Raw genomic sequence first — 22752 nt, forward strand, 5'->3', positions numbered from 1 at the left:
TTTTTGTAATACGAAAACCCCCGGCTATGCCGGGGAGTTCAAAAAAGCTTTAGCGGTGAGTATAGTAAAAAAACTCCTTTTGATATAATGAAGCTGCGGTCTGCCAACTGCAGCAAGACATATCAAAAGGAGGACATTCGCATGAAGACGAACGACATAGATAGTTTAAACCATACGAGCTGGAATTGCAAATACCATATCGTATTTGCACCCAAGTACCGTAGGAAAGTAGCATATGGAAATATGCGAGTGGAAATAGGAAAAATATTGAGGGAGTTGTGTAATTGGAAAGGAGTAGAAATTATACAAGCAGAGGTGTGTCTGGATCATATCCACATGCTGGTAAAGATACCACCGAAGATAAGTGTTTCAGGATTCGTGGGATTTCTCAAAGGAAAGAGCACACTGTTGATCTTTGAGAGACATGCAAATTTAAAATACAAGTATGGGAACCGGACATTCTGGTGCAGAGGATATTTTGTAGACACGGCAGGAAAGAATGACAAAGCAATTGCCGAGTATATCAAAAATCAGCTGGCAGAAGACCAGATTGAAGATCAGATGACGCTCAAAGAGTACGTCGACCCGTTTACGGGTAGCAAGTAACAAACCCTTGCAAGTGGCAGACCGTACCAGCGCCTTGAGGCGCCGCCAGAAAAACAGGGCTTTGCCCGCATATGAAGAACCCCCGGCTTTGCCGGGGGGTAACTATTATTCTTGGAGCAGAAACACTCTCGCCTCATAAGGACACAGGGTTGATGGTATAAGCTTATTTGACCATCTATCTATTGCGGATATCCTACTGTTGCCACCCTCTGGCGGACGGCATGGGCTTTGACACGGTACTGACTAGATCAGCTCTGTGCACCGCTTGTGCTGATCACCCCGCGCAGAGCCCAGCGGTACTGCTCCTGCGAAGAAAACAGAGTTAGCTTTGCCTGATCCAGCGCGGCCTGTGCGCCGCTGAGCTCCGTCTGCGCGCTTTTCAGATCAATATCCGAAGCCACCCCCACCGCATTTTGCAGCGTTACATTCTCGAGCGCCTTGGCTTTTGCATCATAGGCAGCCTGTGCGGAAGAAAGCTTCCCCTGTTTCTCCGCCACATCCGCGTACACCCGGCTGAACGAGCTTTGAAACGTATTCAAGGCAAGGGTGTAATTCAGCGACGCCGCACGGTAATCATCCACCGTTGAATCCAGATCGGAGTCCTTATTGTCTTTGGCGATATCTCTGGCCAGCTTTTTCTGCTTTAAGGTCCAGTTTTCGTCCTGCGCCGTCTGCCTGTCTTCCGTTTCGCTTATTGTAGAAGAAAAATTCGCGTCCGGTTCGGGCATGGAGGAGATGGAAAGGCTGTAGGAATCCGAATAGCCCAGCAGCACGCGGAGCTGATTCTTCACCGCCTGCATCTGGTTGAGCAGCGCGGTCATGCTGTCGTTCAAGGTAAGCGACTGCTGCTTTGCGCTGAGTAGCTCCGCCTGCGTCATCAACCCCAGATCGGCTTTGAGCTGCGCGATTTTCAGCGTTTCATCCAGCAGCTTTTTCTGTCCGCTCAGCTGCTTGCGCTGGGCGTCCAGCGAATGATAGGTAACGTAAAGCTTCTGCGCCGCCACAACAATTTCATCTGCCGCGGCGTCCATTTGCAGCTCTGTCTGCTCAATCGTATCGTCGCTGATTTCCAGCTGTTCCTCCTGCCCTTTCAGGATGGATACGATGGCGTTGAGCGACGCGATGCTGCCCTGCAGCGAAGCGGCTACTGCCTCCTGGCCCGGCAGACCGGCGACTGACTGGTAGGTCGTCTGCAGCTGGGCACTCAGATCCTGCAGCTGCTTTCTGCCCGCGGCGATCTCATCCTGCTTTTTCTCCGCTTCGTCGTTGCTTTCCAGGCTGTCCAGCGTTTTCTGGTTGGCCAGAATGGTCTGATTGGAAGAGCGCACGGTCGATTCCACATTCGCATAGGTGACCCGCAGCGTTTGCGGCTCGTCAGTCTGCGCGAACGCCACCGAAGCACTGCCCAGCAGCAGAACCGAAAGAAGCCCCGCAGTTATTTTTTGCAGTTTCATCTGGATTCCTCCCCTGATTTGATTGCAATTTCGTTTGATAAGCCCTGAATTCTTCACCGCCAAAGGCGAAGAACATTTCTGTTTTTGAGCGTGTTACTTTTCAAGAAAATGAAAGATATGTCATTATGTGATATTTACAGCTTCTTCCCGCCGCAGACGGGGAAAAGATGCCTAACTTTATTTTTCAATGTAAACGTCTGCCGTGTAGCCGGGCTTGAGCAGACGCTCCGGGTCGTTTGGCTTGACGATGACCCGCACGACCCGCCGGCCGTCCTTTTCCACGGCAAGGTCGGGGATTTGCGTCACGGTGCCGGTCAGCGAGGTGCCCGGCGCGCTGGTCGGCACAATCCGCACGGTTTTGCCCACCTGCACGCTGCCGATAAACTCTTCGTCCACTTCCGCGCTGATGGTGATGGAATCCGCGTCGATCAGCTGCAATACCTTGGTCGGCGCTCCCTGTACCCCAAGGTACGACGCTTCGCTGACCGCGATATTCCGCACGATGCCATTTTTGATGTTGGAGATGATCTGACTGCCCTTGATGTAGGGCTTTGCGGTTTTTGCCGTCATCGCGTCCAGATCGACCTGCGCCGCGGAAACACCGCCCTCCTGCTTGGCAACGTTCACGGTATTGCCCGCCTGTGCCTGAGAAAGCTGTGCCTGCTTGGATTTGAGCGATACATTGAGCTGATCCAGTTCCTCCTTCAGCGCGGTCTTTGTCTTGTTCAGGTTGGACTGAATATCGTCCACAGCCTTTTGGCGCTGATCTGCAATATCCTTATATTGATTCAGAGTTGCTTTGGAAATCGCTCCGGCCTCATACAGCTTCTGATAGTTCTGCAAATCCGTTTTCGCAGATGCAAGCTGAGTTTGCGCCAATTTGAAAGAACTCTGCAGCTGAACCAGATCTTCGCTCGTTCCGTTGTTATACTCCTTGGTTTTGCGGGAAATCTGGCTTTGCGTTTGAGCGATATCCGCCTGCAGGGCCGAAATGTCCTGCTCTGCGGCGGGCAGCCCCGCCTGATTCACGGTAAGCTGCTGTTTGAGCTTTTCCATATTTCCGTTGTATTCGGAAAGATCCAGCGTTACAAGGGGCTGCCCCTGCGTGACCCTGTCCCCCTCCTGCACCTCCAGCTTTGTCACAATCGAAGGGAAATCAATGCTGATGTCCTCCATCCGGCTGTATGTCACCTCGCCCCACGCGTCGATCTCCGCGTTTTGCTGCGCGGAGGAAGCGGGATTTTCCGACGGCGGGGCTGCGGAGTTCTTCTGATAAAACAAAATGCCCAGAACGACAGCGAGCACTACGATCAGGCATACGCCCGCTGCCGCCGGTTTTTTATGGGATAAAATCCATGCTTTCATAAGGGGAGTCCTCCATATATCGTCATTCAACGCTTTTGAGCGCTTCCAGCATATCCAAATTCTTCATTTTTTTGGCGACAGCCTGATTGGTGATCCACGCAAACAACAGCGTTACCGCACCGGCGATCAGCACCACCTGTGGCGAGATGCCGGCGGACAGGTCCATCTGCTTGTCAAGCCCGACTGCCACCGTCTGGGCAATCAGCCAGCCGGTGGGCACTCCGAAAATCAGTCCGAACAGAACGGAAAAATAGTTTTCCAGCAGCACCAGGTTGCGGATTTCTTCCTGATGAAAACCGAGCACCCGCAGGGTCGCCAGATCGCGCACCCGTTCGGAATAATTCAGGATGCCGCAGTTGTACAGTACAGCGAACGCCAAAGCCGCTCCCATGGCGATCAGCAGCGAGATCGCCAGCGCCATGATCTGCGTGTTGTCTGAAAAACCGGCCTCCTGCTCTTCTCTTGTCGTGAAATCCTCCACGGTGTCGCTGGATAGGAAGGTCTCATCCGGCGCGCTGTTCCATTTGATCAGCAGGGCCGTCGGCTGAAATCCCTGGTTCAGGGATTTCCAATAAGTATCGGTCATGTACATTCCCTGCCCGGACGCCATGTAAGCGGACTGCACGACGGGCACGGTTACATACCCCTGATTGCTTCGCTTGAGCCGGATGCTGTCCCCCGGCTGTACCCCGAGCGTCTCACAAAGCTTGCGGGTCATCAGAATGCCGTTTTCCGGTATGGAAACGGAGGCGCCGTCCACCGTTTTCAGATGGATCAGCGGGCTTTCCCGGGGCGTGATGGTAAGCGGCTCCATTTTCTGCCGGCCGTCCGGGCAAATCACCTCTACCGCGGTTTCCTGAACCTGCTGTGTCACGCCGTCCAGCACCAGATTGCTCAAGTAGCGGGAATCCGTCTTGGAAGTGTCTACCAGAACCTTATGGTCATAGCTGAAGGTATCCTGATAAATCTGCCCGGAAATTCCGGTAATCATGTCGTTGATCGACAGTGCCGCAACAATGACTCCGGTGCAGCCCATCACGCCGATGGTGCTCATGATGATTCTGGATTTGTTTTTCAGCGTGTTGCGTGCAATCAATTTATTGCTGAATTTGATTTTGTTCCACAAGGCGGACATGCGTTCCAGAAAAATATGGTTGCCCGACTTTGAGGGTTTGCCCCGCAGCAGAACGGCGGGGGTATCGTCCAGCAGGCGGCGGCAGGAATAGAGCGAAATTCCGCCCGTACACAAAAGCAGAAGGATGGACGCCGCCAGAAAATGTCCCCAGTCCACGTAAATTTTATAATCGGGGAATACCAGGTTGACCTGCGGCAGCAGAATCCGCGCAAACCCCTCCTTCCCCAGCAGCAGCCCGGCGGCGGCTCCCGCCAGGCCAACGAAAACGCCGTAGGAGGTATAGTGCCACAGAATCGTGCGCCTGCTGTACCCCAGGGCCTTGAGCAGGCCGATCTGAGAACGCTGGTTTTCCACCAGACGCACCATCGTGCTCTGCGTGATCAAAGCGGCAACGAGGAAAAACAGTGCCGGGAACACGTTGGAAAGCGTTTTGAACTGCTGCGCCAGTGAGATCACATTGCTGGCGCTCACGCTGTCGTCCCGCGCGACAATCCCGATCAGCCGATCGCCGATCGCTTCGTCCGCCTGCCGGACAACAGAACTCAAATCCGCATTGGCAGCCGTTTTGACACTGATCTGGTTAAACACCGCCTGCCCGTAAATACCGCTGAGGGCGTCCGCGCGGATCACGACAAATCCGTAAGTATTCGGGTCGGGCGTCATTGTCGTGGAATTCTTCAGCGAATAAATCTGCTCGCCGCTCAGCGCCAGACCCTCAATCGGCAGTTCCAGCCACCTGCCGTTCAGCTTGACGGAAACCGAATCGCCAAGCCCGAGTCCATGCGTTTTGGCAAAGGTGGCATCCAGCACAGCCCCGCTGCGTTTGCCGAACCAGCCCGCCTGCAAATCGGGCTGATCCAGCGTGCTGCGGCTCTCCAGCGCGTAGACGTGCAGAGTCGGTTCACCGGGCAGATTTGTTTCGGCGTCGATGGAAAAGCGTTTTTCCACCTGCTCCACCCCGGCGATCCGTCCTATCCGCCAAAGGTCTTTTTCGGAGGGATTCGAGACAGTGACCCACAAATCTGAAAGATTGGTCGCACTGTACAGATTGCTGGAATGGGTATCGACCGTCCGGTACAGACTGTCCAGGCCCGTCAGCATTCCGATGGCAAGCGCCGCCATGACAAAAATCGAAATGAACTGCGCCTTGGATTTTCGCATATCCTGAAACGCTTTTTTCCACAGCGCACCCTTTACCATTCGATCTCCTCCACGTCCTTGGGGTGCTCGTGGGTCTCTATCTGTGAGATCGCTCCGTCGCGCATATGTAGAACTGTCTGCGCCATTTCGGCGATCGGTGCATTATGGGTAACGATGATGACCGTTTTGCCCAGATCGTTCGCCACGTCTCGGATCAATCGCAGCACCTTGCGGCCCGTTTCAGAATCCAGAGCGCCGGTCGGCTCGTCGCACAGAACGATCTGTGGGTTTTTGGCAAGCGCACGCGCGATCGATACGCGCTGCTGTTCACCGCCGGACATCTGGCTCGGGAAATTGTTCATCCGCTCGCCCAGGCCGACACGCTGCAGCATTTCGCAGGCATTTAAGGGATCGGGGCAAATTTCTTCGGCAAGCTGTACGTTTTCCAGCGCCGTTAAATTCGGTACCAGATTGTAAAACTGAAACACAAAGCCGATCTGTGTGCGGCGGTAGTCGGTCAGCTCGCGCTCAGACATTCCAGAGACTTCGTGCCCGTTGACGACGATCTTCCCGGCGGTCGGCGAATCCATGCCGCCCAAAAGATTCAGCAGCGTGGTTTTCCCCGCGCCGCTCTGCCCCAGCACCACATTGAACGTGCCGCGTCCAAAATGAAAATCGATGCCGTTGAGCGCCTTGATTACGGCATCCCCAACGCGGTACTCCCGCTCCACCTGCTCAAATGTAATAAATTCCATTGGATCACTTCCTTTATACCGTGCCCCATGCAACAGTAAATGATATTGGCTCCCTCCCCTAACGAAAGCGGGGAGAACCCTGCGCCTGGCGCAGTTCTTGACTTTTCCGATGTAGTTCATTATAATGACACTGTGTTTATTTTGCAACCATCAGATGTTTTTAAAGATGCCATTTTCACAACACATCATCATGAAAACGTTGGTTTTAAAACAAAAATTGATGATATGATGGCTGGGATTGAAAGGAAGGGGAACCTGTATGCGGGAAATGAAAGAGAGCAGAAAAACACGCTATACACGTACGGCACTGCAGGACAGCCTGTTTGAGCTGATGAAGGAAAAGTCTATTTCGCAGATTACGATCAAAGAGCTGTGTGAAAACGCAGACATCAACCGCACCACCTTTTACGCGCATTATGCGGATCAATATGATCTTCTGCATAAAATAGAGGACGAAACGCTTGCCTGGATGCAGGGAGCGCTGGATAGTCTCATCCATCAGACGGAGCGAAGCGAGATGATCAAAATTCTGGAGGGCATCTTCCAGGATTTCATCGACAACAATCGATACCTTCAGATTTTAATCAGCGAACAAGGGGATCTGGATTTTCAGAAGCAGCTATTCACCCTCATCTACCGGCAATGCGGCCTGTCTTCCTCGAAGCCCCTGATAACCGGTACGGAACCGTACGGCAAAGAGGATTACCTGATTTTTGTTGTGAACGGGAGCATCGGCCTGATTCAGCACTGGCTCAAGGACGGCATCAAGCGGTCGGCAAAAGAAATGGCCGAAATCATTTACACCCTGGCTGCCCAAATCGGGGAAGCGCCGATGCCGCGCAATACGGACAAAAACACCTTATGAAGCTCCGTACGAGCCGCCGTTCTCCCCGCTGACCAACAGATCATTTTTACCCCCCTTGATTACTACTCATAGATATGCGACAAAAGGCACGGCGATCGCCGTGCCTTTTGTCGTTCTGTTTAATAAAATGTTTTTTGACAGTTTTCCGTACAAAACCGGTATTGACGGACCGGCCTGCCCCGGCCCTCCTTTTTGGCGGAATCGATCTCCTCGATCAGGCCGGAATCCAAAAGCTGTGAAAGAATCCGGTTACAGCTGCGAACCGTGATATTCAGCCAGCTGGACAAATTGGAGGACGTGATAACGGAATCGGGATCCATCTCGAAAATCCCCATAATGCGCAGCAGGTTCCGTTCGTCGATTCCGCTTTGCTGCGAATAACTTTGAACCCTGTAATTGGAATAGCTGTAGCTCAAAGTTGTGGGAGAAGAAAGGGGGCCTGTCAGAATCGGGTCTTCGCCGTCCTCCACCAGGAAGCCGTCATTTTTTCCGAACTTGACCGCTTCATGCAGCGCAACTTCCGCCGAATATCTGGCAGAATCCATCGAATCCCCGATCCCGACCCCAAGCCGGAAATGGAACGCGCTGTTGTGAATCAGATAAGTGACCAGGTCTTTCGACAGGTGCAGCTTATCCCTCTCCAGCGTTCTTTGCGTGTGAAGCTTAAACCGCTCCAGGGTCGACTCAATGGAAAAATCGAATTCATTGCAGCGTCGAAAATCCACGAGCTGCTTATACAGGGTAACATTGTAATACTCTTTGTCGTGCTCCGTGGCCCCCTCCGGTAAAATCACCTTGATCAAAATGATGATCTGGTAAGCCTCTTCCCCCAAAGACAGCTTCTGCTGATTAATCGCGTCACGAATCGCATCCGAGATCATCTCCTCCGTAGGCAGAAAATGCTGGTACGGAATCCCGAGCGCCCGGATGGCATTCAGGTTATTGGTACATCGGGTCAGAATGTAATCGATCTTCCCCTGCTCATAAAGTTCCTTTGGCTGCTGGAGCATTCTAGCATAGTTATACTCTACCTGGTCGTAGCAATAAGGCATTTGCTCTGCCGGAAGATACCTTCTAAGATTCATGTATTGATTGCCGGGAGTCAAAAAATCCACATAGACCCGGTTGAGCGGAATGTTTGGATGCTGTATCAAAAAATTCAGCAAAAGAGAAAGGATATGCGTTTCATTATAGAACGCAAATGTACAGGGAATCGTCAGATCATGGATGTGATTAATGGCGTAATGGTACCCGATTTCACCGCTGAAACAGATGGCGTCGCACTTATCCTTGCACTGCTGATAGATTTCCTGAATATCTTCCTGCCGGTCATAAACATATTTGAGGAAGATACATCCAAAATCCCGTTTTTCAATAACGTCATCAATCGCCGCCATCGATACCCGCGGGCTGATAATGCTGACCGTAATCAATAAAAGCACCCCTTTCCTTCGCTCCAAAATCGTCTTAGAACCCGAAATTTAAGTCCTTATATCAAACCAAAAATCAAATCTATTGATTATACTATCAAAATACATTGACTAAGTCAATTAAAAATAGTAACATTTGCATTGTTTAAAGGACACAAATATTTAAATCTTTAATTAAAAGACACAAATGTCGATAATTAAGCACCGTCTTTCGCAAAGGAAAAACAAAATCCCGGCGGCAGATTTTCTATGCAGGGAAAGAGCCGGGCCTTTCGAAAAACACCGCCCGGATTCAGAAAATTGCCTTTCAGCGAACCCAAACCTGTTTTTTATGAATCAAATATAACAGAGAGGAGGAGCTTCTATTGTCTGAAAAAAGCGGTGAAAATCGCGGCCCAATTCTTGATGCGGCAGCGCGGTTTCACGAATGCCGGAATTTACATCCGGAAAAGCGGCATTCGCACACACCCGGCAGGCGAACGAATCAAAGAGTTCCCCCGTAGCCGCCGCAGGCAGCCCGCGGAACGAGTTAACTTGGGGACTCAACTTCATTTGTTAAGGAGGATCTTTTTATGGATTCGAAAACCATGACACAACTGCTGTACTGTTTTTGTGTTTTAAGCGTATTGCTGCTGGCCGGAACTTTCCTGCGGGGTGTGATTCCCGCTTTTCGCAAGCTGTTTTTGCCTGCTTCCGTCATTGGCGGATTTCTCGGCCTGCTGGTAGGCCCGATTATCTGGAAGGGCGGCGGCATTCCCTTCCCCGACGAATGGATCAGCGCGTGGGCAGCTATGCCCGGCATCTTGATTGTGCCGGTGGTCGCGAGCGTTCCCCTGGGAATGAAATTCGGCAAGAAGGGCAAAGGAGCCACGAAGGCCACTACCAACGTGATGAAAATATTCGCCATCATGATGATAGCGCTCTTTGCTCAGACGATTTTGGGAATCGGGGTAAAACAGATTTTTGATACCATTCAGCCTCAGCTGAACTTATACCCTACCTTTGGGTATGAGCTTCCGCAGGGCTACACCGGGGGCCCCGGCACAGCAGGTGTCATCGGCAGCTTCTATAAGGGTCTGGGCCTTCCCTATTGGCAGGTGGCGCAGGGACTCACCTCCACCACAGCGACCTTTGGAATTGTCGGCGGTATGGTTTTGGGCATTATCTCGATCAATATCGCAGCGCGCCGCGGGCAGACCGCGATATTGAGCAAGCCCAGCGACATTCCGATCGACCTATCCAAGGGCTTTCAAAAAGACCTGGAAAAGCAAAAAAGCACAGGCAAAGAAACCACCTTCAGCTCCTCTGTGGAGTCGTTGTCTTTTCATTTGGCAATCATCCTGACCGGGTGCGGTCTGGCCTATGTTGTGATGAGCTGGGTGAAGGGAGTTCCCGGTCTGAGCCAGATTCCGATCTGGGCTTATGCGATCATCGTCATGTTCGGGGTCAATTTCGTTATCCAAAAGCTTGGTCTTGGCAATTTGGTAGACGATCAGACGAAATCCAGAATTTCCGGCGCTTTTTCCGACTACGCCATTGTCGCCTCAATCGCCAGCCTGCCTGTACATGCAGTTCTACAGTATATCGTCCCCCTGCTCGTGCTGATTGTGGGCGGTTATGTCGTTACATACGCAATTTGCATTGGCCTGAGCAAGGTCTTCTTCAAGGATTATTGGTTCGAGCGTTCGATGACGGTGCTGGGAACCAGCTGCGGCGTTTTCCTGACCGGCCTGATGCTGCTGAAAATCTGCGATCCCGATTTCAAATCCCCTGTATTAAACGACTATTCGATCGGTTTCTCGTTCTGTTCCGTTTCTTCCTTTATTCTTCTGCCCATCACCGTAAACATGATGCTGAGCTATGGCTTCGGAGTGAATATGCTGTTCCAGTTTATTCTGCTTGTCATTGCTTTTATCGTGCTCATTTTCGCAGACCGGCTTTACAAATCCTCAGAAAGGAAGGATAACGCCGCAGAGGGAGCGTGATATCATTTTTAGAACCAAAAGGAGACTACTATGGATAAACAGCAAATGTACGAATATCTGGAAGAGAAGAAACCGGTTTTAACGAACCTATCTGACCGGATTTGGGAATACGCAGAAACCGCATTCGAAGAATTCCAGTCTGCCGCGCTGATTCAGGATGTTTTGAGAAATCACGATTTTACGGTGGAAGCGCCGATCGGGAAGATCAAAACCGCGTTCTGCGGCACCTATGGCAGCGGCCGCCCGGTCATCGGAATCCTGGCGGAATTCGACGCGCTGAACGGTCTGAGCCAGAAGGCCCACAGCGTCGTTCAGCAGCCACTGGTGCATAGCGGGAACGGCCATGGCTGCGGACACAACCTGTTTGCGGGCGGCTCCGTGGGCGCGGCTCTAGCGGTAAAGGCATATCTGGAGGCCAATCATCTGCCCGGAACCATCAAATTATTCGGTTGCCCTGGCGAGGAAGGGGGCTCCGGAAAAGCCTTTATGGCACGGGAAGGGGTGTTTCAGGGTATTGACGTCGCCCTTGCCTGGCACCCAATGGAGGTCAACGCCATCTTTGATATTGAATTCCTGGCCAACTATCAGGTGTTGTACACTTTTAAAGGCAAGGCTGCACATGCGGCGGCGGCTCCGTATTTGGGGCGCAGTGCTCTGGATGCCGTCGAGCTGATGGACGTGGGCGCAAACTACTTGCGGGAGCATGTGATTTCAGACGCCCGCATCCATTACGCCATTACCAATTCCGGTGGATTCTCCCCCAATGTGGTTCAGTCCTCCGCATCTGTTCTGTATTTAATCCGGGCGCCGAAAACCTCTCAGGTAGAGGAAATCTACCAAAGGATTAACCGGATCGCACGGGGCGCGTCAATGATGACAGAAACCGACGTGCAGATCGATTTTATCAAGGCCTGCGCCGAAGTGGTGCCCAACCGTTTTTTGTCTAACATATTGTATGAGAACCTCAAACAGCAAAAGCTGCCGGAATACACTCCAGAGGAACTGAGTTTTGCGCAGGAAATCGCAAAAACCACACCTCCCTCAGAGGATCGTGCTCTGGCCTCCCTGAGCCGGTTCAAGGGTTCGCTTTCAGACGAGGAAATTCAGCAGTGCGCCAGGCAGCTGCACGGGAAGGATTTGTGCGACATTATCCTGCCGTTTCACGAGGAGGGCCAAAGCTCGCGTCTCACCATGTCGTCCGATGTAGGCGACGTCAGCTGGAATGTACCCACAGCGCAGATCGTAACCGCCTGCTACGCTCTGGGCACACCGGAGCATTCCTGGCAGCTGGTGTCTCAGGATAAGACCTCGATCGGGCATAAGGGGATGCTTCTTGCGGCAAAGACGCTTTCCGGAGCTGCTGTGGATCTGCTGGAAAAACCGGAGCTGGTGGAAAAAGCGCAGCAGGAATTCACAAACCGGCTGGGTGGTCAGACTTACCACTGTGCGATTCCCAATGATGTGGTTCCAAAGCCGATCCGTCTGTTGGTATGACGCTCTTCCTTTTGTTTTTCCCACTTACTTTTCTATCGATTCTGCCAAACATGTGACATAAACTATTCTCCAAACAAAATGCGCAGCGCTCTCCAAAACGGAAGCGCGGCGCATTTTGTTATGGGAGTATGGCTTCTTCATCTTAAAAACCTGCAAAATTCCACGGATAAAGCAATCGGATTGCTTGCATCGGCCTCCCACCTATTTTGCAGTATATTATAGTTAACTGGCACTACTGAAGCCATTATCCTCATAAGCATTTCAGGTAAGGCGCGATGGATACGACGACTCTCGAAATGATTTTTGTGGGAAAAGTATGTTTCGCCCTGCTCTTTATTTACAATCGCATATTGATTCGGTACAATAATAAATACTAAAGATTTCTCTATGTGAAATTGATTTGAGGTGAACACAATGGCAGTTCATGCGAAATACTTATCGGATATTGAGGCAATATTATCGCATCGGCATGACAACGGTGCCGATTTTTGGACAACCCCGGACAAGCGTTTGCTCAAGGGGTCGCCGTTTTCAGCCTATAACAGCGCGCTCATGCTTATGGAGCTGGGGGTGGAACCAACAGATGCGGTACTGGAAGAAGTAGCGGAACTGTTTTTCAGCACATGGCAGGAAGACGGGCGTTTCAAGCTGTATCCCCAGGGCGGTATCTTACCGTGTCACACTGCTCATGCCGCCTATTTGCTTTGCCGTATGGGGTATGCGCAAGATGAAAGAATCCGAAAAACGCTTCGCCATCTTTTAGAAATTCAGTCCGATGATGGAGGCTTACGGTGCAACAAGTTTTCTTTTGGGCGCGGCCCCGAAACGGAATCTTCCAACCCCGGGCCTACGCTCACTGTTTTGAACGCCTTTCGGTTCACGGATGCTCTGAATCGTGAACCGGCTCTCGACAGAGCGGTCGATTTCTTGCTGGAGCACTGGGTGATCAAAAAGCCCATTGGCCCCTGCCACTATGGAATCGGCACATTGTTCATGCAGGTAGAATATCCGTTCAGAGATTATAATTTGTTCCAGTACGTTTATGTACTGTCCTTTTACAACCGCGCGAAAAAAGATAAAAGATTTCTGGAGGCATTGGCTGCCTTACAGGCAAAGCTGGTGAACGCAGAGGTTGTAATTGAGCGTGTTGTTCCCAAGCTGGCAAAGCTATCCTTCTGCCAAAAGGGCAAGCCCAGCGAGCTTGCAACCATGCGTTATCAAGAGATTCTGGCAAACCTTGATAATAACTGAAATCCAATTTCTCAAAAGAGATTGGTCATTATTTTAAAAACAGATTCCTAGGAGAAAATATTACAAATGGAAGCAGGTGAACTTTATGGCATTCGACTATAAAAAAGAGTACAAGGAATTTTATTTACCACCCAAACAACCCGGTATTGTGGAAATACCGAAAATGAATTTTCTCGCGGTTCGGGGCAAAGGCGACCCCAATGAAGAAAACGGGGAATACAAAAGGGCCATGGAGCTGCTCTACGGCATAGCGTATACAATCAAAATGAGCTGCAAGGGCGAGCATGTCATCGAAGGCTTTTTTGAATATGTTGTACCGCCGCTGGAAGGGCTTTGGTGGCAGGAGGGTATCCGCGGCGTTGACTACTCCCGCAAAGATCTTTTCCAGTGGATTTCTCTGATCCGGCTGCCGGATTTTGTGAAGGAAAGCGACTTTGAATGGGCACTGGAAGAGGCGGCGAGAAAAAAGAAGATGGACTTTTCCCAGGTGGAATTTTTTCCTTATGACGAAGGACTGTGCGTGCAGTGCATGCATCTGGGTTCTTATGACAATGAACCGGCAACCATCCGTCAAATGGAAACCTATGCGCAGGAACACGGGTATGCCATTGACATCACCGATAAACGGCATCATCACGAGATTTATTTGAGCGATCCCCGCAAAACGGAAGCCGCCAAACTGAAAACCGTTATCCGGCATCCGGTTCGAAAAGTGTAAGCCATCGGAAAGGAGTAAGCTTGTGGAGAATTTTACCAAGGAAGAACTGGAGGAAGCCCTCCGGGCGATCGTTTCGACAATCAGCAAATGTGAAAAGGTGCAGCCAAAATTAAAGCCAGGCACTTCTCAGCACACGCTGCTCATACGCAGGATCAAGGCGCTGCGCATCGCATCGTCACTGATCACCAGAGAATTAGAGAGCATTCCATAACGCTGAGGATGCCCATTCGGTGCGCCCGATATCACGCAGTATATCGACAGCGGCCAGAGAAGCGAAGATGATGTTCGCTATATCTCTGTCTACAAAAAACAAGTCCCATCCGCTGGCGCAATCTAAGATTGCGAGCGGATTCCGGAGACTTTGCTCTCACGCAATCAGTTTATGAATCTCAACTGATACGTACAACAAAACAGGGCCGCAGCATTTTATATCGCTGCGGCCTTGTTTTTATCTACATTAAAGCCCGTGCTGATCCAGAAACTTTTCAAATTTTGCCGGGCCTAAAATCTCATTGGTCACAAATTCACCGTCATAGAAAAAGCTGTAGGTAGTAAACGGCGTGGGCGCGGACTGTGCCTGCCCGGTCGTCTCAATCTTGCGGACGCTGATTTTTGCGCCGCGCTCCTTGGCAAGATTCACGATAACCGGCACATATTTGTCGGTATGAGGACACTGGTTGGTGTAGTACAGCACCATATCCTTTTCCTCGATTTTGCCCCGCTTTGCGCAGTCTTGGAACCTTGGAACCGGCGCATTCCCGCTAAAGGGCAGATAGTAGAGCACAAAAAAGGGTGCTGCGGTATCGACTGCCGAAAAGCCTTTGTATTTCAGGTAATCCGGGTCGGACAGAAACGGGCGCTTTTTCTCTGAGGCGGCAACAGTAAGACCGCAGCAGCCCTTGGATTTGGCATCCTGAATGCACTCCTCCAGCAGACGGTTGGCATAGCCTTTTCCCTTATACTGCCCCGAAATCCAAAAGCAGTTGATGTGCATATACCCCGGGGCCTCGATGGGACACCATGCCTTCTCTGCGGGAATGTACTCAATGAACACCTTGCCTCGCGCGTCCAGCTTCCGGAACACAAGGTCGTCCGCAAAGCGATCTTTCATCCACGCTTTTTTGGAGGATACGCAGGTATCGCCCTTTTTATCGGAGATAGCACAGCAGATATGTTCACGATCGATATTGTCTGCCGTTATCGCAATGATGCTTTCCATCGCTACACCTTCTTTTTGATTTTTCTTCGGATTTGAATCAGGTGTTTTACGTCCTCTAAAATCGCCGCATTGGTCACACCGACCATCAGCCACCTGCCGCCCGCACTAAAGACAGTGTTAGAAAACAGCTCCTGCGTATACCTGTCGCACAGTGGCATGGTGAGCTCGGCTTCAGCCTCCTCTTTCGCGCCGATCACGACCAGCGCAATAAAGTACCCGGCCATCGGGTAAAGGGTACAGAGGGAGCGCCCGGCTTTTTGATATTTCACATTCCAGCCCGGCTGGGCGGAACAACTGCTGTAACTGAAGCTTGGCTGCACGTCATAATTTTCTTGCAGAAAGCGATTCATTTCGTCCCACAGGGGACTGTTGATATACCCCGCGATTTCGGCGGCGCTTGGCCGTCTGTCCGGCCCGTAAAGTGTTACCCATTCCATCCTTATCCCTCCCGCATTTATAATACATCAGATAACATGACAGCAGTGCGTCATGTTTTGTTTCGTATTTCCTCCAGATAATCTGCAACGCGCGCGGGATGAAGCACCTTCACATCCCTGCCCAGAGAAAGCAAAAAGCTGTAGAGCCAGCCGTCTTCCGGCATTCGGACAAGAACATGATAGGAGCCGTCGGCATTGCGTTCAATGCAGCCCTCGTCAAATTCATCGTAAACGCGGTGGGCCGCCTGTGCCGAAAATTCCAGCTCTAAATCGATCAGAGACAGAGACGCAGCGTCTGTCGATTCAATGGACGGCGGGCTGTATTGTCTCGCCGGAAAACGCTCGTCCGTTAACTGCACATGCAGCATGCGGTTGATTTTAAAGGTGCGGTAAGCCTGTTTTTCCAGACAATAGCCCTGCAGGTACCATGCTTTCGACTTGAAGACCAGCTTCAACGGGTATGCCTTTCGGCGGCTTTCGCTTCCGTAGGAACCCACATAGTCAAAGCAGACGGCATGTCTTCTCAGAATTGCCGTTTTGAGCAGCTCAAAGCGTCGATTGTCCTGCGCGCCCTGCCCCCATCGGGAAAAATCCACCTTAAGCCAATCCGTATCGGTCTTTTGAAACAATGCGCTCAGCTTTGAGAGTGTACGGTTTGCATCCGTGTTGCCTGTGGCAGCCAGACTTTGCAGAGCGATCAGAATCTGTTTCTGCTCCTCTTCGTTCAGCGCAGCCTTATTGAGCACATAGCCGTCAAGGATCGAGATGCCGCCGCCCTTGCCCTGAATGGTATAGACCGGAATATTTGCCGATGAAAGGGTATCGATATCCCGCAAAATGGTTCGTACCGAAACCTCAAAATGTGCGGCAAGCTCTTTTGCCGTCATGGTTTTTCTGCCAAGCAGCAGGTATACAATTTGAAAAAGTCGATCGATCTGCATAACATCACCTGTCAGCAGTATACCACAAAAACAGAGCGGCGGAACGTGCGCTGGTAAAGTCTTTGTGGAAAATAAGTATCAGCCATTATGCCCCTTGTGTGTACAGGCTCTTTGCCCGGGCAAACACGCAATGCCCTCAAGTTTCACTCTATCAATTTAAAAAAGAACACTCCTCCCTGTTCTTATTCTGCAAAGCAGGCAGCAAAGCTGATATAAAAACGAAAAGGCTGGAAGCCGGCTCACGCCGGTTCCCAGCCTTTATCGATGCCTATCTTTTGACCGCCATCCCGTTGAATCGGGCGCTGTCGCCCAGCAGCTCTTCAATCCGCAGTAATTGATTATATTTCATGATCCTCTCGGTTCTACATGGAGCGCCGCTTTTGATTTGCCCGGCATTTACCGCGACAGCCACATCGACCATTGTCGTGTCCTCCGTCTCGCCGGAACGATGGGATACCACGGTCGTATACCCGGCCATATGCGCCATCTGGATGGTATCGAGAGTTTCCGAAAGCGTGCCGATCTGATTCAGCTTAATTAAAATGGAATTGGCAATGTGTTTGCTGATGCCTTCTTGTAAAATTTCCGGATTCGTGACAAAAATATCGTCACCCACCAATTGCACTTTATTGCCGAGCTTCGCCGTTAAGGCTGCCCAGCCGTCCCAGTCGTTCTCCGCCAATCCATCTTCGAGGGAAACGATCGGGTATTTATTGATCCAATCTGAATAAAGCGCAATCATCTCCTCACTGCTGCGGCTTATCTTCTCCCCCTGGAATACATACTTGCCGTCCATATAAAATTCAGAAGCAGCAGGGTCCAACGCGATCGAAACATCTTCGCCGGGCCTGTAGCCTGTCTTTTCAATTGCCTCCACGATCAGCTTCAGCGCATCTTCATTCGTTGCAAGGTTGGGGGCAAAGCCGCCTTCGTCGCCCACCGCGGTGCTCATCCCCCGATCTTTTATCACAACTTTCAAAGTCTGATAAACTTCGGAGCACATTCTCAACGCGGTCGCAAAGCTGTCCGCGCCAATCGGCATAATCATAAATTCCTGAACGTCGACCGTATTGTCTGCGTGCTTTCCCCCGTTTAAAATATTCATCATGGGAACCGGAAGCTCATACGCGTTTGAGCCGCCGATATACTTGAACAAAGGAATGTTCAGAAAGTTGGAAGCTGCTCTCGCCGCCGCCATGGAAACGCCCAAAATCGCATTTGCGCCAAGCCTTGATTTGTTCTTCGTTCCATCCAGCGCGATGAGCAGCTGGTCTATTTTCCGCTGCTCCAGAACATCAACGCCGACGATTTTCGGTGCGATGATTTTCGTTACATTCTCAACAACCGTTTTTACCCCTTTCCCATGGAAGCGGCTTTTATCGTTGTCCCGAAGCTCCACCGCTTCTCTTGTGCCGGTCGAGGCGCCGGAGGGCACGGCTGCCCGCCCCGTGACGCCGTTATCCAGCACAATATCGACCTCAACCGTCGGATTCCCGCGGGAATCCAATATCTCTCTTGCTTTTACTGAATTGATTTTTGACATTTTACTCTCTCCTTTATCTATTTAGTATTTCACCTTGGTGCGTGGTAATGTAGAGATATTCGCTTATATCAAACTGACAGCCCGAAGGTATAGGCCCAACAGGATCATTATCACCATCAGAATCCGAATCCATTTTAAAATCAGATTGGTCCGTTTGATCCTGCAGGCCTCTTCCATCAGTCTCAGCAAATCGGGTAATTCGTTTATCAGTATTTTAGACAGCCTCCTCGCAATTGGGGAGCTGTTCTTTGCAAAGGATATCCCGACATCCGCAACTTTCAATGCGACTCCATCATTAGGGCCGTCTCCGATCATGGCTACGTGATGGCCCTTCTGCTGAATCAGCCGGATAATAATCCCTTTTTGAGAAGGCAGCAATCTTGCAAATACGGAGCAACCATCGGATTGCCTCGCTATCTCTGCGAATGCCATTCTGTCAATCGCATTTCCGGTCAGGTAATCGCCCGGATTTTCCGTCATCCCACATTCTCTTGCAATGTTTACGGCGGTTTCGGCTCTGTCACCGGTCAGCATGATGCTTCTGATTCCCTTGTCAGTGATTCTTCGGATGGTTTCAATCGTTCCATGCTCCAATGAATTTTCCAGCACTAACAGACAGAGGAAAGTATATTTTTGAGGAAGAACATCGGCTGAGCCGGATGCATATGCGAGCGCGATCGAGGTATTTCCCCATTGATTGATGGAACGAATCATGCGGTTATTCAGAAGCCGAAAATTAGAATCCGCGCCCCTTGTTCCGTCTGACGGCAACCATTGGGTGTCACACATATTGAGAATGACATCCGGGTCTCCTTTGGCAAAATAGCACACCCCTAAATCTTTCAGTTTATAACCGCACGCCATCCATCGGTTTTCAGAATCAAACGGTTTATCATAGATGCGTTTGCTTTGCAGCAATAAGTTCTTTACATCCATACCGTTTTTCTCAGCAAAGGAAATCAATGCTTTGTCAATTGCGTTTGCCTGTTCCAGCTTTTCAAGAAACAGAACGTCATTGCATAAAGCACATGCAATATCAATCAAATGCAGCAGCCTATCACCGGTGGAGCGCTCCGCGCCGATGGACTGATCCCCTTCACAGTAGATGTTTTTGACATCCATTTGCCGTGTCGTTAAAACCCCTGTTTTATCAAAGCAGACAACGTCAACATGATGGAGTGACTCAAACAAGCCGTGTCTCGAATCTGGATTTGATAACGCCCGCATTTCTCTATTTCATCAGAAATAAGCCAATGCCGGAAAAGCGCATCGTTTTGCAAAAGAACAATAACAGCAGCCCAAAACAGATAAAGCACGGTCAGGACGGCCAGGTTTGGCACGCGTGCTGCCTGAATAACAAACGCAGGCAGAAGCAAAATGACCAGAATCAAGTATTTCTTTTTAAAAAAGCGGATCTGAAAGGTTTCACTTTGCCCCCACAATTGTTTGGCAATCTGCCCATATTCTGTTTGCTCTCCGGTTGCAACCACAATACCGCTGCCCGAACCTTTTATGATTTTGCTGCCTCTGTAGAGCATTGTGTTGTCCTGCGCCTTTTTCAAAACAGGAGAGAGCTCGCCGGTCAAATCGAATTCATCGACCTCTAATCCGGCTGTTTCAATGAGCTGCAGATCGGCGGGAACGATGTCTCCGGCCTGAACGGCCACGATGTCATCATGACATAAATCGTCTTCATCGACATTGATCCATTTTCCATTTTTCATTATCGTTACAGGGTTGCCCTTCATATCATCTCTTTCCCTTCCGTTATGTGGCCGCTTACTTATATCGTTATTGGTTTCCTTTTTGCAAATCGCACAAATCACTTCTGTAAGAAATCTGTATTTGCCGAAAAGTACGCGTCATTTGAAATCAGCAGAAATTCTGTCATTCCCTTGTGGAATTCCATAAATCAGCACCTGTATAATGTTCATCAAATCTCCACTCCTGTTTGTTTCCATAAAAAAAAAAATAAAAAAGCCGATGGTTCTACCTTAAGGTAGAAGCCATCAGCTTTTCAGCAATTCAAGTGAGCCTCATCACTTTGAATATTCAATTGATCGGTACTTCTGTTCTACGCTACATTGCTGAATGGGTTGAGCAGCATATCACATTTTTCTTGTTTTTCGCAGTGGAAGCAACCCTATCGTGTCATCAGTATAACACTTCTAAATTTACTGTCAAGATTTCCTGATTACTTTTTATCAAACAGAATCAGGAATGATCGAAGTACCCCAATTATGGGCAAGAATTCTTTTCCTCTCAGGTCTGCTCCTTCAATCCAGCTTGGTTCTCTTACGATACAATCACGGCTAAAATGCAATAAAGATTTTAAAAGACAGTTACATTATCCTGACAAAAAAGCTTATGATATTCCATAAACAGTTTGGCTGAGAGAAATGATGGTAGATCTTCTATTGAAATGATTAGCTAATTTAACCGACCGCCTAAAGCCATTTTTCCACCGTTTCCCTCCCTCGTCACTCTTTCGCTGCTTTTTCAGGGTTCGAATCCCTGGCGCACAGAAAAAAAGGACCGGCATCTGCCAGTCCTTTACTTTGGCGGAGAGTTAGGGATTCGAACCCTAGGTCCCTTGCGGGACACAGCATTTCGAGTGCTGCACCATCGACCACTCGGACAACTCTCCAAGATTTATCTCAACATCCAACTCACCTCAGAAAATGGGGAGAACGGATGGGGAGAACGAAGAAAAAATGAAATTGTGAAACCCCGAAAAACCCTGTAATATCAAGGCTTTCCGAGCAGAGGCATTCGAAAAACGGTTTTGATTTCGAGTGCGGACCCTTCGACCACTTGGGTACCTCTCCATATTCAATTTTACCCCGTTTTTCAGGGTGGCACAGGCGTTAGAAACGTGTTAGAATAGAGCTATGGATTCCTGAGTTTTGCGGCTCGGAAACCTTGGAAACACGGGCTTTTCCGGAATTCGGTCACGGATTTGCCTTCGCCCGTTTCGAGTCAGGCCCGTTATGACCACTTCGATACGCTTCCATTGATGCCCGGCGTCAAGCAAAAAAAGCACTTGCTGTCCATGCCTATTTATTTTATAGAGAATGTCCGCAAAAGTCAAGCACTTTTATTGACTTAAAGTGACAGGAACGGTACAATAGCATTGAATCTCAGGAAAGGGGCAACAATTGTGAATCAAATTCAGGAGGCTGCATGGAAAATGGCCTCACTTTCTGTATACAGAGGCATCTTGGAAAGAAGCGTGCCGGAGGCGTTTTTTCGTCTGCTGAATGCTTCACAGGCGAATCAGCCTGAGACGTTTTTAACGGCCTGGGGAAATCTGATCGCTTTGCTCGGGCAAAAAAATGCCGACACAAACTTTGCGCAGGCTTTGACTGAGCCCGTTTTGTACGATGAAAACGCATTTTCAGTTGCCGCGGCATCTGGAAAAGAGGTTTCTTCTCTGATAGAAGCGGCGGCGCTGCGTGATCTGAAAATTTTAACGGAGCTGTCTGCGATCACTCCGCAGGAAATACTGGCCGGAAGCGCCTTTCCGCAGGCTGCGGAGCTGGACCTTCCCTGCTGGGAAAACGGACAGGTTATCGCGCAACTGCAGCAAGAGCCACGGGCCTGTCTGACACAGCTGAAAGCCTTTTACGCACAGAACGGCTGTGGCCGGTTTGCGCGCAACCGGGCGTTCATCTGGAGAAATGGGATGTTGTCCCCCGTTCAGCACCCCGATCCGATCCTGTTAAAGGATTTGAAAGGCTATGAACTGCAGCGAGGAATGGTATTGGAAAATACGAGCTCCTTTGTGCAGGGTCTGCCGGCCAACAACTGCCTGCTGTACGGCGACCGCGGTACGGGAAAATCTTCTACCGTAAAAGCCTTGCTGCATGAATTTCCGTCGCTGCGCCTGATCGAAATGCCGAAAGCGGAAATCCCCCATTTCCCCGATCTGGTAGAAATTTTGGCGGGGCTGCCGATGAAGTTTATCGTGTTTATCGACGATCTCTCTTTCTCCCGGCAGGACGATACTTATGCCGCCCTGAAAGCGGTACTGGAAGGCGGTCTGGCTGCCCGACCGGAAAACACGCTGATCTATGCCACCTCCAACCGGCGGCATCTGCTGCGGGAAACCTTCTCAGACCGCGAGGGTGATGAAATTCATCGCGTCGACACGATTCAGGAAAGCCTTTCTCTGGCAGACCGCTTCGGTCTTTCCGTGCGCTTTATGCTACCGGACAAGGCGCAGTATCTGGACATTGTGGAGAAGCTTGCCCATCAGCATGGCCTTTCGGAGCATCTGCCGCAGCTTCTGATCGGCGCGGAACGTTTTGCGCTTGAGCGCGCGGGGCGTTCTCCCCGCTGCGCGCAGCAGTATGTCCGTCTGGCCGAATCCAGAATCCGTCAGGGAAAAAGCATCCTATAAAATGACAGACTT

19 protein-coding genes, 1 tRNA gene and 1 riboswitch are annotated in these 22752 nt (G+C 50.4%); of the genes, 8 read left to right on the plus strand and 12 right to left on the minus strand.

Annotated elements, in window-relative coordinates; genetic code table 11:
* Nucleotides 1–141: 141 nt before the first annotated feature.
* Nucleotides 142–606: an IS200/IS605 family transposase gene (gene tnpA, locus HMPREF1141_RS01210; protein WP_035316352.1), complete on the plus strand. Its 465-nt coding sequence runs from the start codon at nt 142–144 to the stop codon at nt 604–606.
* Nucleotides 607–854: 248 nt separating this feature from the next.
* Here the strand turns inward: tnpA and HMPREF1141_RS01215 are convergent, their stop codons facing one another.
* The 4 genes from HMPREF1141_RS01215 to HMPREF1141_RS01230 all read right to left on the minus strand — a co-directional run bounded on the left by HMPREF1141_RS01215 (nt 855) and on the right by HMPREF1141_RS01230 (nt 6455).
* A complete protein-coding gene (locus HMPREF1141_RS01215) occupies nt 855–2060 on the minus strand; it encodes a TolC family protein (RefSeq protein WP_009060162.1) in 1206 nt (401 codons plus the stop codon).
* A gap of 177 nt (nt 2061–2237) precedes the next feature.
* Entirely contained in the window at nt 2238–3425 is a 1188-nt protein-coding gene (locus HMPREF1141_RS01220; RefSeq protein ID WP_009060149.1) for an efflux RND transporter periplasmic adaptor subunit, read from the minus strand.
* Between the two features lie 22 nt (nt 3426–3447).
* Nucleotides 3448–5760 (minus strand): ABC transporter permease, encoded by a 2313-nt coding sequence (locus HMPREF1141_RS01225; protein WP_009060207.1) that lies wholly within the window; start codon nt 5758–5760, stop codon nt 3448–3450.
* Complete coding sequence (locus HMPREF1141_RS01230) at nt 5754–6455, minus strand: ABC transporter ATP-binding protein (protein WP_009060168.1); 702 nt, start codon at nt 6453–6455, stop codon at nt 5754–5756. Before HMPREF1141_RS01230 ends, HMPREF1141_RS01225 begins: the two co-directional genes overlap by 7 nt.
* Nucleotides 6456–6714: 259 nt before the next feature.
* Between HMPREF1141_RS01230 and HMPREF1141_RS01235 the strand changes: the two genes are divergently transcribed.
* Nucleotides 6715–7320 (plus strand): TetR-like C-terminal domain-containing protein, encoded by a 606-nt coding sequence (locus HMPREF1141_RS01235; RefSeq protein ID WP_009060135.1) that lies wholly within the window; start codon nt 6715–6717, stop codon nt 7318–7320.
* Between the two features lie 119 nt (nt 7321–7439).
* On the opposite strand, the gene HMPREF1141_RS01240 is transcribed toward HMPREF1141_RS01235, so the two are convergent.
* Entirely contained in the window at nt 7440–8762 is a 1323-nt protein-coding gene (locus tag HMPREF1141_RS01240; protein WP_009060188.1) for a hypothetical protein, read from the minus strand.
* Nucleotides 8763–9322: 560 nt separating this feature from the next.
* On the opposite strand from HMPREF1141_RS01240, the gene HMPREF1141_RS01245 reads away from it, so the two are divergent.
* The 5 genes from HMPREF1141_RS01245 (at nt 9323) to HMPREF1141_RS01265 (ending at nt 14409) form a co-directional block, all read left to right on the plus strand.
* Nucleotides 9323–10735, plus strand: coding sequence for a membrane protein (locus tag HMPREF1141_RS01245; RefSeq protein ID WP_009060144.1), 1413 nt, complete (start codon nt 9323–9325; stop codon nt 10733–10735).
* 30 nt (nt 10736–10765) lie between these two features.
* Nucleotides 10766–12229, plus strand: a complete 1464-nt coding sequence (locus HMPREF1141_RS01250; protein WP_009060151.1) for a M20 family metallopeptidase — start codon at nt 10766–10768, stop codon at nt 12227–12229.
* Nucleotides 12230–12643: 414 nt separating this feature from the next.
* Nucleotides 12644–13480, plus strand: a complete 837-nt coding sequence (locus HMPREF1141_RS01255) for a prenyltransferase (protein ID WP_009060137.1) — start codon at nt 12644–12646, stop codon at nt 13478–13480.
* Between the two features lie 85 nt (nt 13481–13565).
* Entirely contained in the window at nt 13566–14198 is a 633-nt protein-coding gene (locus HMPREF1141_RS01260) for a GyrI-like domain-containing protein (RefSeq protein WP_009060191.1), read from the plus strand.
* A 22-nt stretch (nt 14199–14220) separates the two neighbouring features.
* Nucleotides 14221–14409, plus strand: a complete 189-nt coding sequence (locus tag HMPREF1141_RS01265; RefSeq protein WP_009060170.1) for a hypothetical protein — start codon at nt 14221–14223, stop codon at nt 14407–14409.
* A 246-nt stretch (nt 14410–14655) separates the two neighbouring features.
* On the opposite strand, the gene HMPREF1141_RS01270 is transcribed toward HMPREF1141_RS01265, so the two are convergent.
* The 7 genes from HMPREF1141_RS01270 to HMPREF1141_RS01300 all read right to left on the minus strand — a co-directional run bounded on the left by HMPREF1141_RS01270 (nt 14656) and on the right by HMPREF1141_RS01300 (nt 20985).
* Entirely contained in the window at nt 14656–15417 is a 762-nt protein-coding gene (locus HMPREF1141_RS01270) for an N-acetyltransferase (protein WP_009060128.1), read from the minus strand.
* 2 nt (nt 15418–15419) lie between these two features.
* The gene (locus HMPREF1141_RS01275) at nt 15420–15854 is read right to left on the minus strand and encodes a DUF3788 domain-containing protein (protein ID WP_009060180.1); all 435 of its coding nucleotides are present in this window, start codon (nt 15852–15854) and stop codon (nt 15420–15422) included.
* Nucleotides 15855–15904: 50 nt separating this feature from the next.
* The gene (locus HMPREF1141_RS01280; RefSeq protein WP_009060194.1) at nt 15905–16795 is read right to left on the minus strand and encodes a YafY family protein; all 891 of its coding nucleotides are present in this window, start codon (nt 16793–16795) and stop codon (nt 15905–15907) included.
* A gap of 268 nt (nt 16796–17063) precedes the next feature.
* The gene (eno, locus tag HMPREF1141_RS01285; RefSeq protein ID WP_009060126.1) at nt 17064–18338 is read right to left on the minus strand and encodes a phosphopyruvate hydratase; all 1275 of its coding nucleotides are present in this window, start codon (nt 18336–18338) and stop codon (nt 17064–17066) included.
* A gap of 63 nt (nt 18339–18401) precedes the next feature.
* Nucleotides 18402–19460: an HAD family hydrolase gene (locus tag HMPREF1141_RS01290; RefSeq protein WP_009060141.1), complete on the minus strand. Its 1059-nt coding sequence runs from the start codon at nt 19458–19460 to the stop codon at nt 18402–18404.
* Between the two features lie 11 nt (nt 19461–19471).
* Nucleotides 19472–20086: a cation-transporting P-type ATPase gene (locus tag HMPREF1141_RS01295; RefSeq protein ID WP_009060216.1), complete on the minus strand. Its 615-nt coding sequence runs from the start codon at nt 20084–20086 to the stop codon at nt 19472–19474.
* Nucleotides 20087–20331: 245 nt separating this feature from the next.
* Nucleotides 20332–20391, minus strand: a riboswitch (Fluoride riboswitch).
* Nucleotides 20392–20897: 506 nt separating this feature from the next.
* A tRNA-Ser gene (locus HMPREF1141_RS01300) sits at nt 20898–20985 on the minus strand.
* 513 nt (nt 20986–21498) lie between these two features.
* Here HMPREF1141_RS01300 and HMPREF1141_RS01305 point away from each other — a divergent pair.
* On the plus strand, nt 21499–22740 hold the full coding sequence (locus tag HMPREF1141_RS01305) for an ATP-binding protein (RefSeq protein ID WP_242824540.1): 1242 nt from the start codon (nt 21499–21501) through the stop codon (nt 22738–22740).
* Nucleotides 22741–22752: the final 12 nt, after the last annotated feature.

This window comes from Clostridium sp. MSTE9 (assembly GCF_000277625.1).
GTDB lineage: Bacteria > Bacillota > Clostridia > Oscillospirales > Acutalibacteraceae > Faecalispora > Faecalispora jeddahensis.

What these genes read in the sequence shown, in the direction of transcription:
- tnpA (WP_035316352.1), top strand. Translation starts at nt 142, where the DNA reads ATGAAGACGAACGACATAGATAGTTTAAACCATACGAGCTGGAATTGC.
- HMPREF1141_RS01215 (WP_009060162.1), bottom strand. Translation starts at nt 2,060, where the DNA reads ATGAAACTGCAAAAAATAACTGCGGGGCTTCTTTCGGTTCTGCTGCTG.
- HMPREF1141_RS01220 (WP_009060149.1), bottom strand. Translation starts at nt 3,425, where the DNA reads ATGAAAGCATGGATTTTATCCCATAAAAAACCGGCGGCAGCGGGCGTA.
- HMPREF1141_RS01225 (WP_009060207.1), bottom strand. Translation starts at nt 5,760, where the DNA reads ATGGTAAAGGGTGCGCTGTGGAAAAAAGCGTTTCAGGATATGCGAAAA.
- HMPREF1141_RS01230 (WP_009060168.1), bottom strand. Translation starts at nt 6,455, where the DNA reads ATGGAATTTATTACATTTGAGCAGGTGGAGCGGGAGTACCGCGTTGGG.
- HMPREF1141_RS01235 (WP_009060135.1), top strand. Translation starts at nt 6,715, where the DNA reads ATGCGGGAAATGAAAGAGAGCAGAAAAACACGCTATACACGTACGGCA.
- HMPREF1141_RS01245 (WP_009060144.1), top strand. Translation starts at nt 9,323, where the DNA reads ATGGATTCGAAAACCATGACACAACTGCTGTACTGTTTTTGTGTTTTA.
- HMPREF1141_RS01250 (WP_009060151.1), top strand. Translation starts at nt 10,766, where the DNA reads ATGGATAAACAGCAAATGTACGAATATCTGGAAGAGAAGAAACCGGTT.
- HMPREF1141_RS01255 (WP_009060137.1), top strand. Translation starts at nt 12,644, where the DNA reads ATGGCAGTTCATGCGAAATACTTATCGGATATTGAGGCAATATTATCG.
- HMPREF1141_RS01260 (WP_009060191.1), top strand. Translation starts at nt 13,566, where the DNA reads ATGGCATTCGACTATAAAAAAGAGTACAAGGAATTTTATTTACCACCC.
- HMPREF1141_RS01270 (WP_009060128.1), bottom strand. Translation starts at nt 15,417, where the DNA reads ATGGAAAGCATCATTGCGATAACGGCAGACAATATCGATCGTGAACAT.
- HMPREF1141_RS01275 (WP_009060180.1), bottom strand. Translation starts at nt 15,854, where the DNA reads ATGGAATGGGTAACACTTTACGGGCCGGACAGACGGCCAAGCGCCGCC.
- HMPREF1141_RS01280 (WP_009060194.1), bottom strand. Translation starts at nt 16,795, where the DNA reads ATGCAGATCGATCGACTTTTTCAAATTGTATACCTGCTGCTTGGCAGA.
- eno (WP_009060126.1), bottom strand. Translation starts at nt 18,338, where the DNA reads ATGTCAAAAATCAATTCAGTAAAAGCAAGAGAGATATTGGATTCCCGC.
- HMPREF1141_RS01290 (WP_009060141.1), bottom strand. Translation starts at nt 19,460, where the DNA reads ATGGATGTCAAAAACATCTACTGTGAAGGGGATCAGTCCATCGGCGCG.
- HMPREF1141_RS01295 (WP_009060216.1), bottom strand. Translation starts at nt 20,086, where the DNA reads ATGAAGGGCAACCCTGTAACGATAATGAAAAATGGAAAATGGATCAAT.